The sequence below is a fragment of the Streptomyces endocoffeicus genome (genome assembly GCF_016741935.1).
Taxonomy (GTDB): Bacteria; Actinomycetota; Actinomycetes; order Streptomycetales; family Streptomycetaceae; genus Streptomyces; species Streptomyces endocoffeicus.
Window position 1 is genome coordinate 1 of record NZ_JAERRG010000072.1, and the last position, 19,519, is coordinate 19,519.

Genomic DNA, 19,519 nt, shown 5'->3' on the forward strand with positions numbered 1-19,519 from the left:
CGCTGCGGCGTGTGTGGCGGGTGGGTTGTCGTTGGAGGATGCGGCGCGGGTGGTGGTGTTGCGTAGTCGGGCGATCGCTGCGGGGTTGTCGGGTCGGGGTGGGATGGTGTCGCTGGGCGTCGGCGTGGGCGAGGCGGAGTTGTTGGTGTCCCGTTGGGGTGGTCGGGTTGAGGTTGCGGCGGTTAACGGGCCGTTGTCGGTGGTGGTGGCTGGTGAGCCGGAGGCGTTGGGGGAGCTGGTGGCGGAGTGTGAGGGCGCTGGGGGGCGGGCGCGGTGGGTCGATGTGGATTACGCCTCGCATACGGCGCAGGTGGAGGTGATCGAGGAGGAGTTGGCGCGGTCGTTGTCGCAGGTCCGGCCGGTGTCCTCACGTATCCCGTTCTTCTCCACGGTGGACGCGGAATGGGTGGACACGGCCGAGCTGGACGCCGGGTACTGGTATCGGAATCTGCGGAGCACCGTCCGGTTTGCCCCGTCCATCGAGCGCCTGCTGGAGGAGGACTTCCGGGCGTTTGTTGAGGTGAGCGCGCATCCGGTGCTGACGATGAGCATCGAGGCGGCGGCAGAGCAAACGGACGCCGGACCAGTCGTGGTGACTGGCACACTTCGCCGCGACGAGGGCGGTATGCGCCGTGTGCTCACCTCCCTGGCCGAGGCCTACGTACGCGGTGTCCCCGTCGACTGGCCCGCCCTGCTCGGCGACGTCCCCGCGCACACCGCGTGTGACCTCCCGACCTACGCCTTCCAACAACAGCACTACTGGCTCAAGAGCGGCCCCCGAAGCGGTGAGGTGATCGCCGTCGGCCTCGCCGGTGCTCGGCATCCTCTGCTGGGCGCTTGGGTGGAACTGCCCGATACGGACGGGGTGTTGTTCACCTCCCGACTGTCGTTGAGCACCCACCCGTGGCTGGCCGACCATACGGTGGCCGGTACGACCGTCCTCCCCGGATCGGCCTTTGTGGAGCTGGCGGTGCGCGCCGGTGACGAGGTCGGCTGTGGTGCCGTCGACGAGTTGCTGATCGAGGCCCCGCTCGTGCTGACGGAGGGCATGAGTGTGCAGCTCCAGGTGGTCGTCGGTGGGGCGGATGACTCCGGCCGACGGCGCCTCACTGTCCACTCCCGCCAGCAAGGCAACGGTTCGGGCAGTGCGAACTGGAACCGGCACGCCACGGGCACGCTGGTCCAGGCCACCACCGTGCCCGATATCGACCTTGCGACATGGCCGCCACCCGGGGCCACTCCCATCGATGTGGACCAGGTGTACGACGATCTGGCACGTGCCGGACGTGGCATCGGCCCGGCGTTCGGGGTGCTGCGCTCGGTGTGGACCCGTGGCGCCGATGTGTTCGCCGAGGTGGAACTGGCCGACGTCCAGCAGGCCGAAGCCGCGCGTTGCACGCTGCATCCCGCCCTGCTGGAAGCCGTATGCCACGCCGACACGCACGCGCACGCCGAGGCAACGGCACTGCCCGTCGCCTACCGCGCGGTGTCCCTGTCCGCGACCGGCGCGACCGCACTGCGCGCGCGCATCAGCCCCGACGGTCAGGGCGGCGTGACGCTGCAACTGGCGGACTCCACCGGGAGGGCGGTCGGGTCCGTGGGCTCGGTGACGTCGCGGCCACTCCCGGCCGATGTTTGGCTGTCGGCAACGGGGACGGAACCGCAGGACGCGCTCTTCGAGGTGGAGTGGTTCCCGCTCCCGGTCCCGCTCCCGGTCCCGCTCCCGGTCGCGTCGTCCGCATCCGCCCCGGCCGCCTCGGATCCGGCGATGGTGACGGTGACGAGCCCGGCCGAGTTGACAACGTTGGCCGACCACGGCGACGTACCGCCCTTCGTACGCGTGGACCTGACGGACATCACGCACGGCTTACGGTCGCTCACCTCGCAGGCGCTGGAGTGGGTCCAGGCGTGGCTGGCCGCGCCGGAGAACGACTCGCGGCTGGTCATCGTCACCCGCGAGGTCACCGACCCGATCTGCGCGGCCGTCTGGGGACTGGTGCGTTCGGCACAGTCCGAGGCCCCGGACCGGCTGGTGCTGGTGGCGATGGACGAGGACGACGCCTCCGGCGCACTGCTGCCCGCCGCCCTGGCCACCGGGGAACCGCAGATCGCCATCACCGCCGGGGTGGCATCCGTACCGAGGCTGGTGCGGGCCACGCCGAGCGAGGAAGAGCCACCGCGAGCGCTGGACCCGACCGGCACGGTGCTCATCACCGGTGGCACCGGTGCACTGGGCCGGCTGTTCGCACGGCACCTCGTGGCCGAGCACGGCGTACGTAACCTCCTGCTGGTCAGCCGCCGTGGCGGCGCGGCCGAAGGCGTGGCGGAGCTGGAGTCCGATCTCGGCGCCCTGGGCGCGTCCGTACGCACCGTGGCCTGCGACATCGCGGACCGGGTCGCGGTGGCGGACCTGCTGGCCTCGCTCCCCGCCGAAGCCCCCCTCACGGCGGTCGTCCACACCGCCGGTGTCCTGGACGACGGCGTGGTCACCGCCATGACCCCCGGACGGCTGGACACCGTTCTTCGCCCCAAGGCGGACGCGGCCCTCATCCTGCATGAGCTGACGCGCGACATGGACCTCGCCGCCTTCGTGGTGTTCTCCTCGGCCGCCGGCGTCTTCGGCAACCCCGGACAGGCCAACTACGCCGCGGCCAACGCCTTCCTGGACGCCCTCGCTCGGCAGCGCGGGGCGGAAGGGCTCCCGGCCACCTCGCTCGCCTGGGGCCACTGGGCGCTCAGCAGCGAGATGACCGCACATCTCACCGCGGCCGACCTGCGGCAGCACACCCGGCGCTTCGGCATGACCGCCCTGTCGGAGGAGACCGGTCTGACGCTGTTCGACGCCGGTCTGCGCAGCGCCACGCCCGCGCTGGTGGCGGCCCGCCTGGACCTCGCGGGCCTGCGCGCCGGCGCGGCCGCCGCCCCGGTCGTCCCTCTGCTGCACAAGCTGGTGCCACCGGGCCGCCGGGTCGTGAGCGGTACGGCAGCGCCACGGACCGATCTCGTACGGCGGCTGGAGTCGGTGGACCCCGCCGAACGGGAGCAGACGCTGCTGGACCTGGTCGCACACCATGCCGCCCAGGTGCTCGGACACTCATCGACGGACAGCATCGCCGCCGAACGGGCCTTCCGTGAGCTGGGGTTCGACTCGCTGACGTCCGTGGAGCTGCGCAACCGGCTCAACACGGCCACCGGCCTCCGGCTTCCCTCCACCCTGCTGTACGATCACCCCAGCCCACGGACCCTCACCCGGCATCTGCACGCCGAGCTGTTGGGGTCACCGAGCGCCCCCGCCGCCCCGGTGACCACGGGCGGGGCTTCGAACGAGGGCATCGCCATTGTGGCGATGAGCTGCCGCTTTCCGGGCGGGGTCAACAGCCCCGAGGATTTCTGGCGGCTGATCAGTGAAGGCGGTGACGCCGTCGGCGACTTCCCGGACGACCGTGGCTGGGATCTGTCCGCGCTCTACGACCGCGACCCGGACCACCCCGGCACCTCCTATGTCCGGCACGGCGCCTTCCTGTCCGACGCCGCCGGCTTCGACGCCGAGTTCTTCGGCATCTCGCCACGTGAGGCGCTGGCAATGGATCCGCAGCAGCGGCTGCTGCTGGAGACCTCATGGGAGGTGTTCGAGCGGGCCGGGATCGACCCGACCACGTTGGTCGGCAGCGGCATCGGGGTGTTCACCGGAATGAACACCCAGGACTACGCGATCCGCCTGCGCCACGTTCCGGACGAGGTCGAGGGGCACCGGATCACCGGGGTCTCCGCCGCCGTCCTGTCCGGGCGCGTGGCCTACACCCTGGGTCTGGAGGGACCCGCGGTCACGGTGGACACGGCGTGTTCGTCGTCGTTGGTGGCACTGCATCTGGCCGCGCAGGCGCTGCGGGCCGGGGAGTGCTCGATGGCGCTGGCCGGTGGGGTGACGGTGATGGCCGGGCCCGACGCCTTCGTGGACTTCTCCCGTCAGCGCGGACTGTCGGTCGACGGCCGGTGCAAGCCCTTCGCCGCCTCGGCCGATGGCACGGGGTGGGCCGAAGGCGTCGGGGTGCTGCTGCTGGAGCGGCTGTCGGACGCGGAGCGGAACGGCCACCAGGTGCTGGCGGTGGTGCGGGGCAGCGCGGTGAACCAGGATGGTGCGTCCAACGGTCTGACGGCGCCGAATGGCCCGTCACAGCAGCGTGTCATCCGTCAGGCGCTGGCCGGGGCGGGTGTGTCGGCCGCCGAGGTGGACGTGGTCGAGGCACATGGCACGGGTACGGCACTGGGCGATCCCATCGAGGCGCAGGCCATCCTCGCCACCTACGGACAGGACCGCGACCGGCCGCTGTGGCTGGGCTCGGTGAAGTCCAACATCGGTCATGCCCAGGCCGCCGCGGGCGTGGCCGGTGTGATCAAGATGGTCATGGCGATGCGGCACGGTGTTCTGCCGCGGACGTTGCACGTCGACGCCCCCACCCCGGAGGTGGACTGGTCGGCGGGCTCGGTGGAGTTGCTGACCGAGGGGCGTGCGTGGCCGGAGGTGGGGCGTCCGCGCCGGGCCGGGGTGTCCGCTTTCGGTGTCAGCGGCACCAACGCCCATGTGATCGTGGAGCAGGCACCGGCCATCGCCGCCGAGCCTGCCGCGGAGGGCACGGACGCGATCCCCGCCGTACCGTGGGTGGTCTCGGCGAGGAGCGCCGACGCGCTGTACGGCCAGGCGGCCCGGCTCGCCGAGTTCGCCCGCAGCCACCCGGAGCTCGGCCCGGACGACATCGCCCACACCCTCATCGGCACACGGGCCACCTTCGACCACCGGGCCGTGGTCGTGGGCCCGGGGCGTGCGGAGTTGCTGAGCGGGCTGGATGCCATCGCCGGGCCGGGCGATGGTCCCGTGGCGCGAGGTGTGGCGAGTCCCGGCAGGCTCGCGGTGCTGTTCACCGGGCAGGGCGGCCAGCACCCGGGGATGGGCCGGGAACTGCGCGCACGGTATCCCGTGTTCCGCGATGCCTTCGACGCGGTCTGCGCGCGACTGGACCGCCATCTGGTCGACGCCGGGCATGTCGAACACCCCGTCCGGGACGTCGCGCTCGCCCATCCCGGGACCCCCGAGGCGGAGTTGCTCGACCGTACCGTCTTCGCCCAGGCGGGGCTGTTCGCGCTGGAGACCGCGCTGTTCAGGCTGTACGAGTCCTGGGGAGTGCGCCCCCACTTCCTCGCCGGCCACTCCGTGGGCGAGCTGACCGCGGCCCATGTGGCGGGCGTGCTGTCCATCGAGGACGCGGCCGCGCTGCTGGCCGCACGAGGGCGGCTGATGCAGGCCCTGCCCGGTGGCGCGATGGTGGCGCTCAACGTCCCCGAGACCGTGGCTCGCTCTCTGTCGGCCGAAGCACCGGATGCCGTGGACATCGCCGCGGTCAATGGGCCCGCCTCCGTCGTCGTCTCCGGCGACCAGGACGCCGTGGCGGCCGTTGAGCGGATATGCGTGGCCAAGGGATACCGGACCAAGCGGCTACGGGTCAGCCATGCCTTCCACTCAGCGCACATGGACGGCATGCTCGACGAGTTCCGGGCAATCGCCGCCGGGCTGTCGTACGCGCCTCCGGCGGTGCCGATCGTCTCCAACGTCACGGGCGAGTTGGCCACCCCCGACCAGCTGTGCGCCCCGGAGTACTGGGTCGAGCACGCGCGCAGGACCGTCCGTTTCCTCGACGGCGTCACCACACTCCACGCCCAGGGCTCCACGACCTTTCTCGAGCTGGGCCCCGACGGTGTCCTCACCGCCATGGCGCAGGAAGCGCTGGGCGACGGCGCCGACCCGGCCATGTTCGTCCCCACGTTGCACGGCGCCGAACAGTCCGATCCGGTCGCCGCCGTGGCCGCGCTCGCCCGACTGCACGTCCGTGGTGTCCCGGTCGACTGGAACGCCCTGGTCACCGGTACCCCGCGGCGCACGGTCGACTTGCCGACGTACGCCTTCCAGCACCGGCGGTACTGGCCGGACGCTCCCGTATCGGACGCCTCCACAGTGAGTGAGCCGGGTCCTCGGCCGCTGCCGGAGCCCACGGCGCCCCAGGACGCCAACGCCACGGCCTTCGCGGAGCGGCTGATGTCCGGCACCGAGGCCGAGCAACACCGGATGGTTCTCGACCTGGTGCTGAGCAGCGCGGCAGCCGTACTGGGGCACGACGACGCCTCGGCCATCGACGGCGAACGGGCGTTCCAGGACCTCGGCTTCGACTCGCTGAACGTGGTCCGGCTCCGCAACCGCCTGCGAGACCTGACCGGCGCCGAACTGCCCACCACGCTCGCCTTCGACCACCCGACACCGGCCGCGCTCGCGTCGTTCCTGCACGCCCGGCTTCTCGGACAGGACACCGGACGGACCGGATCGGCGTGGACGGCGGGCGATCCCACCGAGCCGATCGCGATCGTGGGGATGGCCTGCCGGTTGCCGGGTGGCGTGGCCTCGCCGGAGGACTTGTGGGAACTGGTCCTGGCGGGAGACGAGGGCATCGGGGAGTTCCCGGTGGACCGTGGCTGGGATCTGGACAATCTGTTCGACCCGGACCCGAACCATGCGGGGACCAGCTACGCGCGGCAAGGTGGTTTTCTCTACGACGCGGCCGAGTTCGACGCGGACTTCTTCGGGATCTCGCCGCGTGAGGCCCTAGCCATGGATCCGCAGCAGCGGTTGCTGCTGGAGACGTCATGGGAGGCGTTGGAGCGCGCGGGGATCGACCCCGTCTCGCTCCGTGGCCAGGACATCGGTGTCTTCGCCGGAATGGTCAACTACGACTACACCAGCCGCCTCGACACGGCTCCCGACGGTTCCGAGGGGTACCTCATGACCGGCGGCGCGGGCAGTGTGCTGTCGGGTCGGGTGTCGTATGTGCTGGGGTTCGAGGGTCCTGCGGTGACGGTGGACACGGCGTGTTCGTCGTCGTTGGTGGCGTTGCATCTGGCGGGTCAGGCGTTGCGGGCGGGGGAGTGCTCGATGGCGCTGGCCGGTGGGGTGACGGTGATGGCCGGGCCGGATGCCTTTGTGGAGTTCTCCCGTCAGCGCGGGCTCGCCCCCGACGGCCGATCCAAGTCGTTCGCGGCGTCGGCGGATGGCACGGGATGGGCCGAGGGGGCGGGCGTGCTGCTGGTGGAGCGGTTGTCGGATGCGGAGCGGCTCGGCCACCGGGTGTTGGCGGTGGTGCGGGGCAGTGCGGTGAATCAGGACGGTGCGTCGAACGGTCTGACGGCGCCGAACGGTCCGTCTCAAGAGCGGGTAATCCGGAGGGCGTTGGCCTCCGCGGGGCTTGTGTCGGAGGACGTGGACGCCGTCGAGGCCCATGGCACGGGCACGCCATTGGGCGATCCGATCGAGGCGCAGGCGGTGTTGGCCACGTATGGCCAGGATCGTGATCGGCCGCTGTTGATGGGGTCGTTGAAGTCGAATATCGGTCATGCGCAGGCGGCTGCTGGTGTGGCTGGTGTGATCAAGATGGTGTTGGCGTTGCGGTATGGGGTGTTGCCGAGGACGTTGCATGTGGACGAGCCGACGCGGCAGGTGGATTGGTCGGCGGGCGCGGTGGAGCTGCTGACGGAGCAGCGCGTGTGGCCGGAGGTGGTGGGGCGTCCGCGCAGGGCTGGTGTGTCCGCGTTCGGCGTCAGCGGCACCAACGCCCACGTCATCCTGGAACAGCCCTCGGACGTCCCTGACCTGGCCCTGCCCGTACCGCAGCTGCCGGGCGGCCTGGCCCTTCTTCCGGTGTCCGCGCGAGGCGAGGGCGCCCTGCGGGCCCAGGCGCAGCGGTTGTTGTCCTTCCTGGACCAGCGACCGGACCAGGATCTGGGCGAGTTCGCGCTTGCGTTGGGTTGTGGGCGGGCGGGGTTGTCGGATCGTGCGGTGGTGGTGGCGGGGGATCGGGGGGAGGCGTTGGCGGGGTTGGGGGCGGTGGTGCGGGGTGAGTCGGGTGCGGGGGTGGTGTCGGGTTCGGTGGTGCGTGGTCGGTTGGGGGTGTTGTTCGCTGGTCAGGGGTGTCAGCGGGTGGGGATGGGGCGTGGGTTGTATGAGGCGTTCCCCGTCTTTCGGGATGCCTTCGATGCGGTGTGTGAGGCGTTGGACCGGGAGTTGGGTGCGGGTGGTGTGTCGGGTTCGGTGCGGGAGGTGGTGTTCGGGGAGGGGGAGCTGCTGGAGCGGACGGTGTTCGCTCAGGCCGGGCTGTTCGCGTTGGAGTCGGCGTTGTTCCGCTTGGTGGAGTCCTGGGGTGTGGCGCCGGATGTCGTCGGTGGGCATTCGGTGGGTGAGGTGACGGCGGCGCATGTGGCGGGCGTGTTGACGCTGGAAGACGCGGCCGCACTGGTGGCGGCACGGGGTCGGCTGATGGAAGCGCTGCCGGAAGGCGGCGCGATGGTGGCGGTGGGCGCGGGTGAGGACCGGGTGCGTCCGTTGCTGGTGCCAGGAGTGGATGTCGCGGCGGTGAATGGTCCTGCGGCGGTGGTGCTCTCGGGTGATGAGGAGGCGGTGCTGCGGGTGGCGCAGGAGTTGTCGGAGCAGGGGTGCCGGACGAGGCGTCTGGCGGTCTCGCACGCGTTCCACTCCGCCCGTATGGAACCGATGCTGCAGGAGTTCCGGGAAGCGATCGCCGATCTGTCCTTCAGTGCACCGCTGATCCCCCTGGTCTCCAACGTGACCGGTCGGCTGGCGGACGCAGAGGCGGTGTGTACCCCCGAGTACTGGGTGGCGCACGTGCGTGCCGCCGTGCGTTTCGCGGACGGAGTGCGGGCGCTTGCCGGCCACGGCGTGGGCACCTATCTCGAACTGGCGCCGGATGCCGTGCTGTCCGCGATGGTCGGGGACTGTCTGCCGGAGGTGTCGGCCGAACAGCCCGTGGTGGTGCCGTCGTTGCGGCGGGAGGGCGACGAACCCCGCGCGCTGATGTCCGCTGTCGCCAACCTGCACGTGGCGGGCGTACACATCGACTTCAGCGCTCTGTTCGGCGGCGCCGTTCCGCCCGCGCATCTCCCCGATCTGCCCACGTACGCCTTCCAGCGGGCCCACTACTGGCTCCATGACACCCGGCCCGCCTCTCACCAGAGCCCCGCCGGTGCCGCCGGTGCCTCCAGCGACACCGACGCCATCGACGCCCGGTTCTGGGCCGCGGTCGAACGCGGCGACCTCGGCTCGGTGGCCGAAGCGTTGGACTTGGCCGACGGCGATGAGAACCGTGCCGCTCTGGACGCCATGGGCGGTGCGCTGGGCGTGTTGTCGGACTGGCGGCGCAAGCGCGGTGAGAAGTCCGCGGCGGACCAACTGCGCTATCAGGTCACCTGGAAGCCACTGCCCGGCACCACCTCCGGCGTACCCACCGGCACCTGGCTGGTCGTCCTGCCGTACGGCTGCCGGGACGAGGAGTACGCGGCCCAGGTGGCCCCGGTGCTGAACCGCCAGGGTCTGCGCACCACGACCCTGCGGCTCGACGGACCGGAATCACCCGATCGCGCCACTTTCGCCGAGATGCTGCGCGGTGCGCTGGCGGATCACGACGACATCGGCGGTGTGCTGTCCCTGCTCGCTCTCGACCAGCGCGTATGTCCCGGCTCCGCGACGCTCACCGAGGGGGCCGCGGCCACGTTGGCGCTGGTGCAGGCCCTCGGCGACCTGGGCTCGGCAGGATCAGCGGGCTCGGGGCATCGCCTCTACTGCGCCACCCGAGGCGCGGTGACCGTCGGCGCTGCGGACCGGCTCAGCGCGGCGGACCGGCTCAGCGCTCCGGAACAGGCGGCGGTGTGGGGGCTCGGTCTGGCCGTGGCGCTGGAGCAGCCGGACCGATGGGGGGCGCTGGTGGACCTCCCGGACGTGTTCGACGACCGGGCCGCCCGGACCCTGCTCGCCGCGTTGGCGGATCCGGGCGACGAGGACCAGTTCGCGATCCGCGCCACGGGCGCGTTCGTACGCCGGCTGCGAAGCCATCCCCTGTCCACCGGTGCGACGAAGCCGGAGTGGCGCCCGCGTGGCACCGTCCTGGTCACCGGCGGTACGGAGGGTCTCGGCAGGCATGCCGCGCGCTGGCTGGCCGGTGCCGGTGCCGAGCACCTGGTGCTGACCGTCGGCTCGGATCCGGCGGCGCCGCATGAAGCACCGCACGTGGTGGCACTACGGGATGAGCTGAGCGGCCTGGGCGCGAAGGTGACGGTGTGCCCGACGGACCTCACCGACCGCGACGCGGTCGAGCGGCTGCTCATCGGCCCCGCCGCGTATCCCGAGCTCTCCGGTGTCGTCCACACCGCCGACCTGGCACGGATCGCCCAGACCGACGCCACCGGCGCCGATGAACTGGCGGAGACGCTGGCGGCAAAGGTCGACGGTCTGCTGCATCTCGACACGCTCCTCGCCGATCGGGAACTGGACCTGTTCGTGGTCTTCTCGTCGGTCGCGAGCGTCTGGGGCGGTGGTGGCCAGGGGCTGATCGGCGCGGCCAACGCCCAGCTCGACGCCTTGATCGAGCGGCGCCGCGCCAGGGGCCTGGTGGCCACTTCGGTGGCCTGGGGTGTGATCGACGGCTTCGGTGTGGCCGCCGATGCCACGGCCCAGGAGCAGCTGCGCCGCCGTGGTGTGCTCCCTATGGCTCCCGAGGCCGCCATGGCGGCCCTGACGCGCGCTGTCCGCCATGACGACACGCTCGTGGCCGTGGTGGACATCGATTGGTCGGCGTTCGTCCCGGCGTTCACCTCGCTGCGGCCCAGCCCGCTGATCGGTGATCTGCCGGGCGTTCAGGAGATCGTCGACAGCCTTCGTACGGACGACGCCACCGACGAGTCCGCCTCGGAACTCCTGCGCGAACTGGCCAACGGCTCCGACGCCGAGCGGGAACGCGCCCTGATGAAGGTGGTGCGCGAGAACACGGCCATCGCGCTGGGCCACAACGGTGTCGAGGCCGTCAAACCACAACGAGCCTTCCAGGAGATGGGCTTCGACTCCCTCGCGGCCGTGAACCTGCGCAACACCCTCGGCGCCGCACTGGGCACCCGGCTGCCGGCCACTCTCGTCTTCGACTACCCCACGCCCGCCGCGCTGGTGGAGTACCTGCGTACCGAACTCCTGGGTGACCAGGGCGACGACGAGGCCACCGAGGCCGATGAGGAGGAGATCCGCCGCGTACTGGCGGCCGTGCCGTTCAGCCGGTTCCGCGAGGCCGGAGTGCTCGATGCGCTGCGGTCACTGGCCAGGACCGAAGCGGCCGCACGGGACGGCAGCCGGCCGTCCGCTGATGAAGAGCTCGACCTGATCGATGGAATGGATATCGCCGGACTGGTCCAACGGGCGTTCGACGGAACCCAGTTGTGAACGCACTCGACGCGGTGGGAGGCAGCCATGAGCAGCAGCCAGAGCGAACAGATCGTCGACGCCCTGCGCGCCTCGCTGAAGGACAACGCCCGGCTGAAGCACGAGTACGACAAGGCGGTCGCGGCCACCTCCGCCCCCATCGCCATCGTCGGGATGGCCTGCCGGCTGCCGGGCGGGGTGAACACACCGGAAGACCTGTGGGAGCTGGTGTCCACCGGCGGTGACGGCATCTCCGGCTTTCCCGTGAACCGCGGCTGGGACCTGGACAACCTCTTCCACCCCGATCCGGACCACCCCGGCACCAGCTATGCCACGGAAGGGGGCTTCCTGCACGACGCCGGTGAGTTCGACGCGGGCTTCTTCTCCATCTCGCCCCGGGAGGCCGTGGCGATGGACCCCCAGCAGCGGATCATGCTGGAGCTGTCCTGGGAGGCGTTCGAGCGCGCCGGGATCGACCCGACCAGCAAGCGGGGCAAGGACGTCGGCGTCTACTCCGGTATCGCCTTCCACGACTACGGCACCGGTCTCGCCGAGGTCCCCGAAGGGCTCGAGGGCTTCATCCTCACCGGCGGCGCGGGAAGTGTGCTGTCCGGACGGGTCTCCTACGCACTCGGCCTCGAAGGCCCCGCCGTGACGATCGACACGGCGTGCTCCTCGTCGCTGGTGGCGCTGCATCTGGCGACGCAGGCGCTGCGGGCGGGGGAGTGCTCGATGGCGCTGGCCGGGGGCGTCACCGTGATGGCGGCCTCCGACGCCTTCGTGGGCTTCTCCCGGCAGCGCGGACTGGCCCCCGACGGCCGGTGCAAGGCATTCGCGGCCTCGGCGGACGGCACCGGGTTCTCCGAGGGCGCCGGTGTGCTTCTGCTCGAGCGACTGTCCGACGCCGTCGACGCGGGACACCCGGTACTGGCGGTGGTGCGCGGCTCGGCGGTGAACCAGGACGGCGCCTCCAACGGCCTCACCGCGCCGAACGGCCCCTCACAGCGGCGCGTCATCCGCCGGGCGCTGAACAGCGCACGGCTGACGGGCGCCGATGTGGACGTGGTGGAGGCACATGGCACGGGTACGGCGCTGGGCGACCCGATCGAGGCGCAGGCCCTGCTGGCCACGTACGGCCGGGACCGCGACCGCCCGCTGTGGCTGGGGTCGGTGAAGTCCAACATCGGCCACACCCAGGCCGCCGCCGGTGCGGCCGGTGTGATCAAGATGGTGCTGGCGATGCGGCACGGCGTACTGCCGAAGACGCTGCATGTGGACGCGCCCACGCCCCAGGTGGACTGGTCGGCCGGTGCCGTGGAACTCCTGACCGGCGAACAGCCGTGGCCGGAGACGGGACGGCCGCGCCGGGCCGCCGTATCGGGCTTCGGCATCAGCGGCACCAACGCCCATGTGATCCTCGAAGAGGCCCCGGACCCCCAGCCCGCCGAACCCGGCCCCGCGACCGGTGCCACCGCGGAAACCAGCACCGCCGCCACCGAACCGGCGCCGTCGTCACCACCGGTCCTGGACGATGCCCCGGTGCCACTTCTGGTGTCCGGTCGGGGCGAGTCGGGGCTGCGCGCTCAGGCCCAGCGCCTGCTGTCGTTCCTGGACGAACGCCCCGACGTAGCCCTGCCGGACCTCGGCTGGTCGCTGGCCTCCGGGCGCGCCGCGCTGGAGCAACGCGGCGTGGTGCTGGCCACCGACCGGGACGCCGCGCTGCGCGGCCTGACCGCACTGGCCCAGAACACCCCCGCCCCCGATGTGATCCGCGGCACCGGCCCGGCCACCGGGAGCATCGCCTTCGTCTTTCCCGGCCAGGGCTCGCAGTGGCAGGGCATGGCGGCCGAACTGCTCGCCTCCTCAACGGTGTTCGCCGACCGGTTCGCCGAATGCGACGACGCGCTGGGCCGCCTCCTGGACTGGTCCGTCACCGATGTGATCCGGGAGGCCGAGGGCGCGCCTTCCCTGGACCGCATCGAGATCCTGCAACCCGCGCTGTTCGCGGTGCATGTGTCCTTGGCGGCGGTGTGGGCGGCGGCCGGGGTCGAACCCGCGGCGGTGGTCGGCCACAGCCAAGGGGAGATCGCGGCGGCGTATGTGGCCGGGGCGCTGTCGCTGGCGGACGCGGCCAGGATCGTGGTCCTGCGCAGCGCTCTGTTCGCCGAGGAACTGGTGGGCAAGGGCGCGGTGGCCTCCGTGGCGGTGTCGCCCGACACCGTGGAGAAGCGGCTGGCGGACTGGGGCGAGCGACTGGTGATCGCCGGACGCAACGGCCCCTCGGCGGTGACCGTCGCGGGCGAGGTGGCCGCGCTGGAGGAGTTCGTGGCCGGGTGCAAGGCCGACGGGATCCGGGCGCAGGTCGTGGGCTCGACGGTGGCCTCGCACTGCGCCCAGGTCGATCCACTGCGGGACCGCATCCTGGCGATGTTCGCCGACATCACCCCGCGCCGCGGCCACATTCCGTTCTACTCGACGGTCACCGGCGGTGTGCTCGACACCGGCGAACTGGACGCCGAGTACTGGTTCCGCAACGCGCGCCACCCGGTCAACTTCGAGGGCGCCGTCCATGAACTCCTCACCGACGGATTCGGCTTCTTCGTCGAGTCCAGCGCCCATCCCGTGCTGGTGACGGCCATGCAGCAGATGTTCGAGGACGCCGCCGCCGACGCGGTGGCCGTGGGCTCCCTGCGGCGCGACGAGGGCGGTGCGCGGCGGTTCCTGGCCTCCCTCGCCGAGGGCCATGTGGGTGGGCTGCCGGTGGACTGGGCCACGGTGTTCGCCGGTTCGGACCCGCGCCGGATCGATCTGCCCACGTACGCCTTCCAACGGCACCATTACTGGCTGGAGTCGACCGACACCTTCGGCGACGCGTCCGGGCTCGGCCTCGAACCGGCTCAGCACCCCCTGCTGGGCGCGGTCGCCGAAGTCCCCGAGTCCGGCGGGGTGTTGTTCACCTCCCGGCTGTCGCTGCGTACGCATCCGTGGCTGGCCGACCACGCGGCGGCGGGCACGGTGCTGCTGCCCGGAGCCGCGTTCGTGGAGCTGGCGGTGCGCGCCGGTGACGAGGTGGGCTGCGGTGTCGTCGAAGAGCTCGTCATCGAGGCACCGCTCACACTGGCCGAGGGCGACGGCGCGCGGCTGCAGGTGTTCGTGGGCGAGGCGGGCGACTCCGGGCGGCGCCCGCTCTCCGTGCGCTCCCGCGCGGAGGAAAGCGGACCGGGCGCGGCCTGGACACGGCACGCCACCGGTGTCCTGGCCCCGGCCGCCGCCACCCCGCCCGACACCGGCCTCAGCCAGTGGCCACCGGCCGGGGCGGTCGCGGTGGACACCGAGCGGGTGTCGGAGGCGTACGAGGACATGGCCGCCGCCGGTTACGGCTACGGACCGGCCTTCCAGGGGCTGCGCGCGGTGTGGACCCGGGGCGAGGAGGTGTTCGCCGAGGTCGCGCTGGGCGACGACCAGGGGCTCTCCGCGGACGGCTTCGGCCTGCACCCGGTGCTGCTCGACTCCGCCATGCACGCGATCGCCTTCCGGGACCTCGGCGCCGCCCAGGCCACACTGGCGCTGCCGTTCGCCTACCGCGATGTCGCCCTGCACGCCGCCGGAGCGTCCGCGCTGCGCGTCCACATCGCACCGAACGGCCCCGAGGAGGTGGCGCTTCAACTGGCGGACACCGGCGGCGCGGCCGTCGCCACTGTCGGATCGGTGGTGCCCCGGCCTGTGGCCACCGAACTGCTGGACACCGGCACCAGCCCCGCCCGGGAGCGGATGTTCCGCGTCGGCTGGGACGAGCTCCCGGCACCGGCGGCCGACACCGCACTGGATACCCCGCACCCCGTACCGGTGGCGACCGCCGAGGACATCCGCGAACTTGCCGAGACGGCCGACCTGGGCGTGCCCGACGCGCTGCTCCTGGACCTGGCCGGCGACGGCCAGGAGCCCAGCGCGAGCGGCGTACGGGAGGTGACCGGCCGGGTGCTGGAACTGCTGCGGACCTGGCTGGCCGCGCCCGAACTCGAGGACACCCGGCTGCTCGTGCTCACCCACGGCGCGGTGGCCGTGCACCACGACCGCGAGCTCACCGACCCCACCGCCGCCGCCGTATGCGGTCTGCTCCGGTCCGCCCAGGCCGAGAACCCCGGACGCGTCACACTGGTGGACACCGACCGGGCACCGGCGTCCCTGGCCCTGCTGCCTGGCGTGTTCACCGGCGGAGAGCCGCAACTCGCCCTGCGCGACGGCATCCGCTACGCCCGCCGCCTCACCCGCGCGGACACCACCGGCGCGCTGGCCCTACCCACGGGCGCGGCGGCCTGGCGGCTGGAGCCCGGCACCGACGGCACGCTCGAAGGCCTGGCGCTACGCCCCGCCCCCGCCGCGCTGGAACCGCTGGCCGCCGGTCAGGTCCGGATCGAGGTCCGGGCAGCGGGACTGAACTTCCTGGACGTCCTGGTGGCGCTGGACATGAACCGAGTCGACGCCACCATCGGCAACGAGGGCTCCGGAGTGGTCACCGAGATCGGCCCCGGAGTGGCCGGGCTCACGGTCGGCGACCGGGTGATGGGGCTGTTCCCCGACGCCGTCGGCCCGCTGGCCGTGGCCGACCACCGCACCGTGGTCAGGATCCCGCACGGCTGGTCCTTCCAGCAGGCCGCCACCGTGCCGATGGCGTTCCTCACCGCCTACTACGGGCTGCGCGACCTCGCCGGTCTGCGATCCGGTGAGTCCGTGCTCATCCATGCCGCCGCCGGCGGCGTCGGCATGGCCGCCGTGCAACTCGCCCGGCACTGGGGTGCCGAGGTGTTCGCCACCGCCGCCCCCGCCAAATGGGACGCCGTACGCGCCACCGGAATCAGCGAGCGGCGGCTCGGCAACTCGCGCACCGTGGACTTCGCACCGCACTTCCTGGACGCCACCCAGGGCCGGGGTGTCGATGTGGTGCTGGACAGCCTCGCCGGGGAGTTCGTGGACGCCTCGCTGCGGCTGCTGCCCCGAGGAGGCCGGTTCCTGGAGATGGGCAAGGCCGACCTGCGGAGCCCCGAGGAGGTCGCAACCACCCACCCCGGCGTCTCCTACCAGGCGTTCTCCCTCTACGAGGCGGGCAACGACCGCATCGGGGAGATGCTCCGTGAACTGGCCGGGCTGTTCGACCGGGGAGCGCTGCACCCCCTGCCGCTGAACACCTGGGACGTACGCCACGCCCCGGCCGCCTTCCGCCACATGAGCCAGGGACGGCACATCGGCAAGAACGTGTTCACCCTGCCCCGCACCCCCGACGCCACCGGCACCCTCCTGGTCACCGGCGGCACCGGCTCGCTGGGCCGCCTGGTGGCCCGGCGCATGGTCACCGAACACGGAATGCGCAACGTCGTCCTGGCCGGCCGGCGTGGCAGGGACGCCGCGGGGGTCCCCGAGCTGGAGGACGAGCTCGGCGCGCTGGGCGCCACCGTGCGCACGGTGGCCTGCGACCTCGCCGACCGCGAGGCGGTGGCCGCACTGCTCGGCGCGATCCCCGAGGACACCCCGCTGACCGCCGTGGTGCACACCGCCGGGCTGCTGGACGACGGAGTGATCACCACCCTGACCCCGGAACGCCTGGACACGGTGTTCCGCCCCAAGGTGGACGCGGTGCTGAACCTGCACGAGCTGACCCGCGACCTCGACCTCGCCGCGTTCATCCTCTTCTCCTCCGGCGCGGGCACCTTCGACTCCCCGGGCCAGGGCAACTACTCCGCCGCCAACGCCTTCCTCGACGCGCTCGCCCGCTACCGCCACGCCAGGGGACTGCCCGCCACCTCCCTCGCCTGGGGCCTGTGGGGCCAGGTCACCGACATGAGCGCGCACCTGGACGACTCCGACCAGCGGCGGATGGCACAGGGCGGCATGCTCGGCCTCTCCGTACCCGAGGGCATGGAGCTGTTCGACACCGCGTTGCGCGGCCCCGACACCGTACTGGTCCCCGCACACATGGACTTCGCCGCCCTGCGCACCCTGGCCGCCTCCGGCTCGCTGCCCGCACTGCTGCGCACCCTCGTCCGTACCCCGCGCCGGGCCGTCGACAACGCGGTGGCGGACCCGGAAGACCTGGTGAGCAGGCTGGTCAGGGCAACCGCCGGCCAGCAGGAGAAGATCCTGCTCGACCTGGTCCAGCAGGAGGCCGCCGCCGTCCTCGGCCACGCCTCGGCCGACCTGATCGAGCCCAACCAGCCCTTCAAGGAAATCGGCTTCGACTCGCTCACCGCCGTGGAACTGCGCAACCGGCTCTCCCGACGGGCCGGCGTACGACTGCCCGCCACGCTCATCTTCGACCATCCCGCCCCCGCGCCACTCGCCCGCTACCTCCTGGCCGAGCTGGGCCAGGAGGTCGACACCTCGGAGGTGCTGATGGCCGAGCTCGACACCATGGCCACGACTCTGGCCGAGGTGACCCCCGATGCCACGACCCATGCCACGGTGCTGGCCCGCCTCCACCTGCTGGTCGAGCAGTGGGAGACCACGGCAGGCGCCACAACCACCGACCAGGACGAGGAGTTCGACGTGGACACCGCCACCGACGAGGCCATGTTCGAGCTCATCGACCGGGAGTTCGGCACCTCGTGACCGCCCGGCCCCGCGCGACGACACACCACACGCCGCCGACCCTCCAGCAGACGCCACCGTTTCCTTCGGGAGTGAACACTCATGGCAGATGACGGGAAGCTGCGCGACTACCTCAAGCGCGTGCTGGCGGACGCCCGCCGCTCCCAGAAACGGGTCCGCGAGCTGGAGGCCGAGAGGACGGAGCCGATCGCGATCGTCGCGATGGCCTGCCGGCTTCCGGGCGGGGTGTCCTCCCCGGAGCAACTGTGGGAGATGGTGCTGCACGGGCGGGACGGGATCACCGGCTTCCCCGTGAACCGTGGCTGGGAGCTGGGAAACCTGTTTCATCCGGACCCCGACCACCGGGGCACCAGCTATGTCCGCGAGGGCGGATTTCTGCACGACGCCGGGGAGTTCGACGCGGGCTTCTTCGGGATCTCCCCGCGCGAGGCGGTCACGATGGATCCGCAGCAGCGCATCATGCTCGAGCTCTCCTGGGAGGCGTTCGAACGGGCGGGGATCGACCCCACCGCGTGGCGCGGCAAGGACGTCGGGGTCTTCTCCGGGTTCGCCGGCAGCGACTACGGGGCCGGGCTGCCGGAGCTGCCCGAGGCCCTGGAGAGCTATCTGATGACCTCCGACGCCGGAAGTGTGCTCTCCGGCCGGATCTCCTACACCTTCGGGTTCGAGGGCCCCGCCGTCACGGTCGACACCGCGTGTTCCGCCTCCCTGGTGGCCCTCCATCTGGCGGCGCGCGCCCTCCGGGCCGGGGACTGCTCGATGGCGCTGGCCGGTGGGGTCACCGTCCTGGGCACACCCCGGGCGTTCATCGGCTTCTCACGCCAGCGCGGACTCGCCGCCGACGCCCGCTGCAAGGCATTCGCCGCGGCGGCGGACGGCACCGGCTTCTCCGAGGGGGCGGGAGTGCTGTTGCTGGAGCGGCTGTCGGACGCGGAGCGGCTCGGCCATCGGGTGTTGGCGGTGGTGCGGGGCAGTGCGGTGAACCAGGACGGTGCGTCGAATGGACTGACCGCCCCGAACGGTCCGTCTCAGCAGCGTGTCATCCGGCAGGCGCTGGCCCATGCACGCCTCAGTACGTCCGAAGTGGACGCGGTGGAGGCCCATGGGACGGGCACGGCGCTGGGGGACCCTATCGAGGCGCAGGCGCTGCTGGCCACGTACGGCCAGGGGCGACCGGAAGACCGCCCGCTGTGGCTGGGGTCGCTCAAGTCCAACATCGGCCATACCCAGGGCGCGGCGGGTGTGTCCGGGGTCATCAAGATGGTGATGGCGTTGCGGCATGGGGTGTTGCCGAGGACGTTGCATGTGGATGAGCCTTCGCCGCAGGTGGATTGGTCGGCGGGTGCGGTGGAGCTGTTGACCGAGCGGCTGGCGTGGCCGGAGGTGGGGCGTCCGCGGCGGGCGGGGGTGTCGGGTTTCGGGGTGAGTGGGACGAACGCCCACGTGATTCTGGAGCAGGCTCCGGAGGCGGCCACCGAGGTGGTGCCGGAGGCTCGGGGTAGTGGTGTGGTGCCGTTGGTGGTGTCGGGGCGTGGTGATGCGGGGTTGCGGGCCCAGGCACGGCGGCTGCTGGACTTCGCCGAAGGCCACCCGGAGGTGGGGATGGCGGAGCTGGGTGTG

3 protein-coding genes are annotated in these 19,519 nt (G+C 71.9%); all 3 read left to right on the top strand.

Going from position 1 to position 19,519, the window contains the following annotated elements:
- Positions 1-11,317, top strand: an 11,317-nt coding sequence (locus tag JK364_RS52955) for a type I polyketide synthase (RefSeq protein WP_201858650.1), incomplete at its 5' end; no start/stop codon positions are given.
- A 27-nt stretch (positions 11,318-11,344) separates the two neighbouring features.
- Positions 11,345-17,899 carry a type I polyketide synthase gene (locus JK364_RS52960; protein WP_201858651.1) on the top strand — a complete coding sequence of 2,185 codons (6,555 nt, stop codon included), beginning with the start codon at positions 11,345-11,347 and terminating at the stop codon, positions 17,897-17,899.
- An 81-nt stretch (positions 17,900-17,980) separates the two neighbouring features.
- Positions 17,981-19,519 (top strand): type I polyketide synthase (locus JK364_RS52965; protein WP_201858652.1); only part of this gene is annotated, 1,539 nt, incomplete at its 3' end.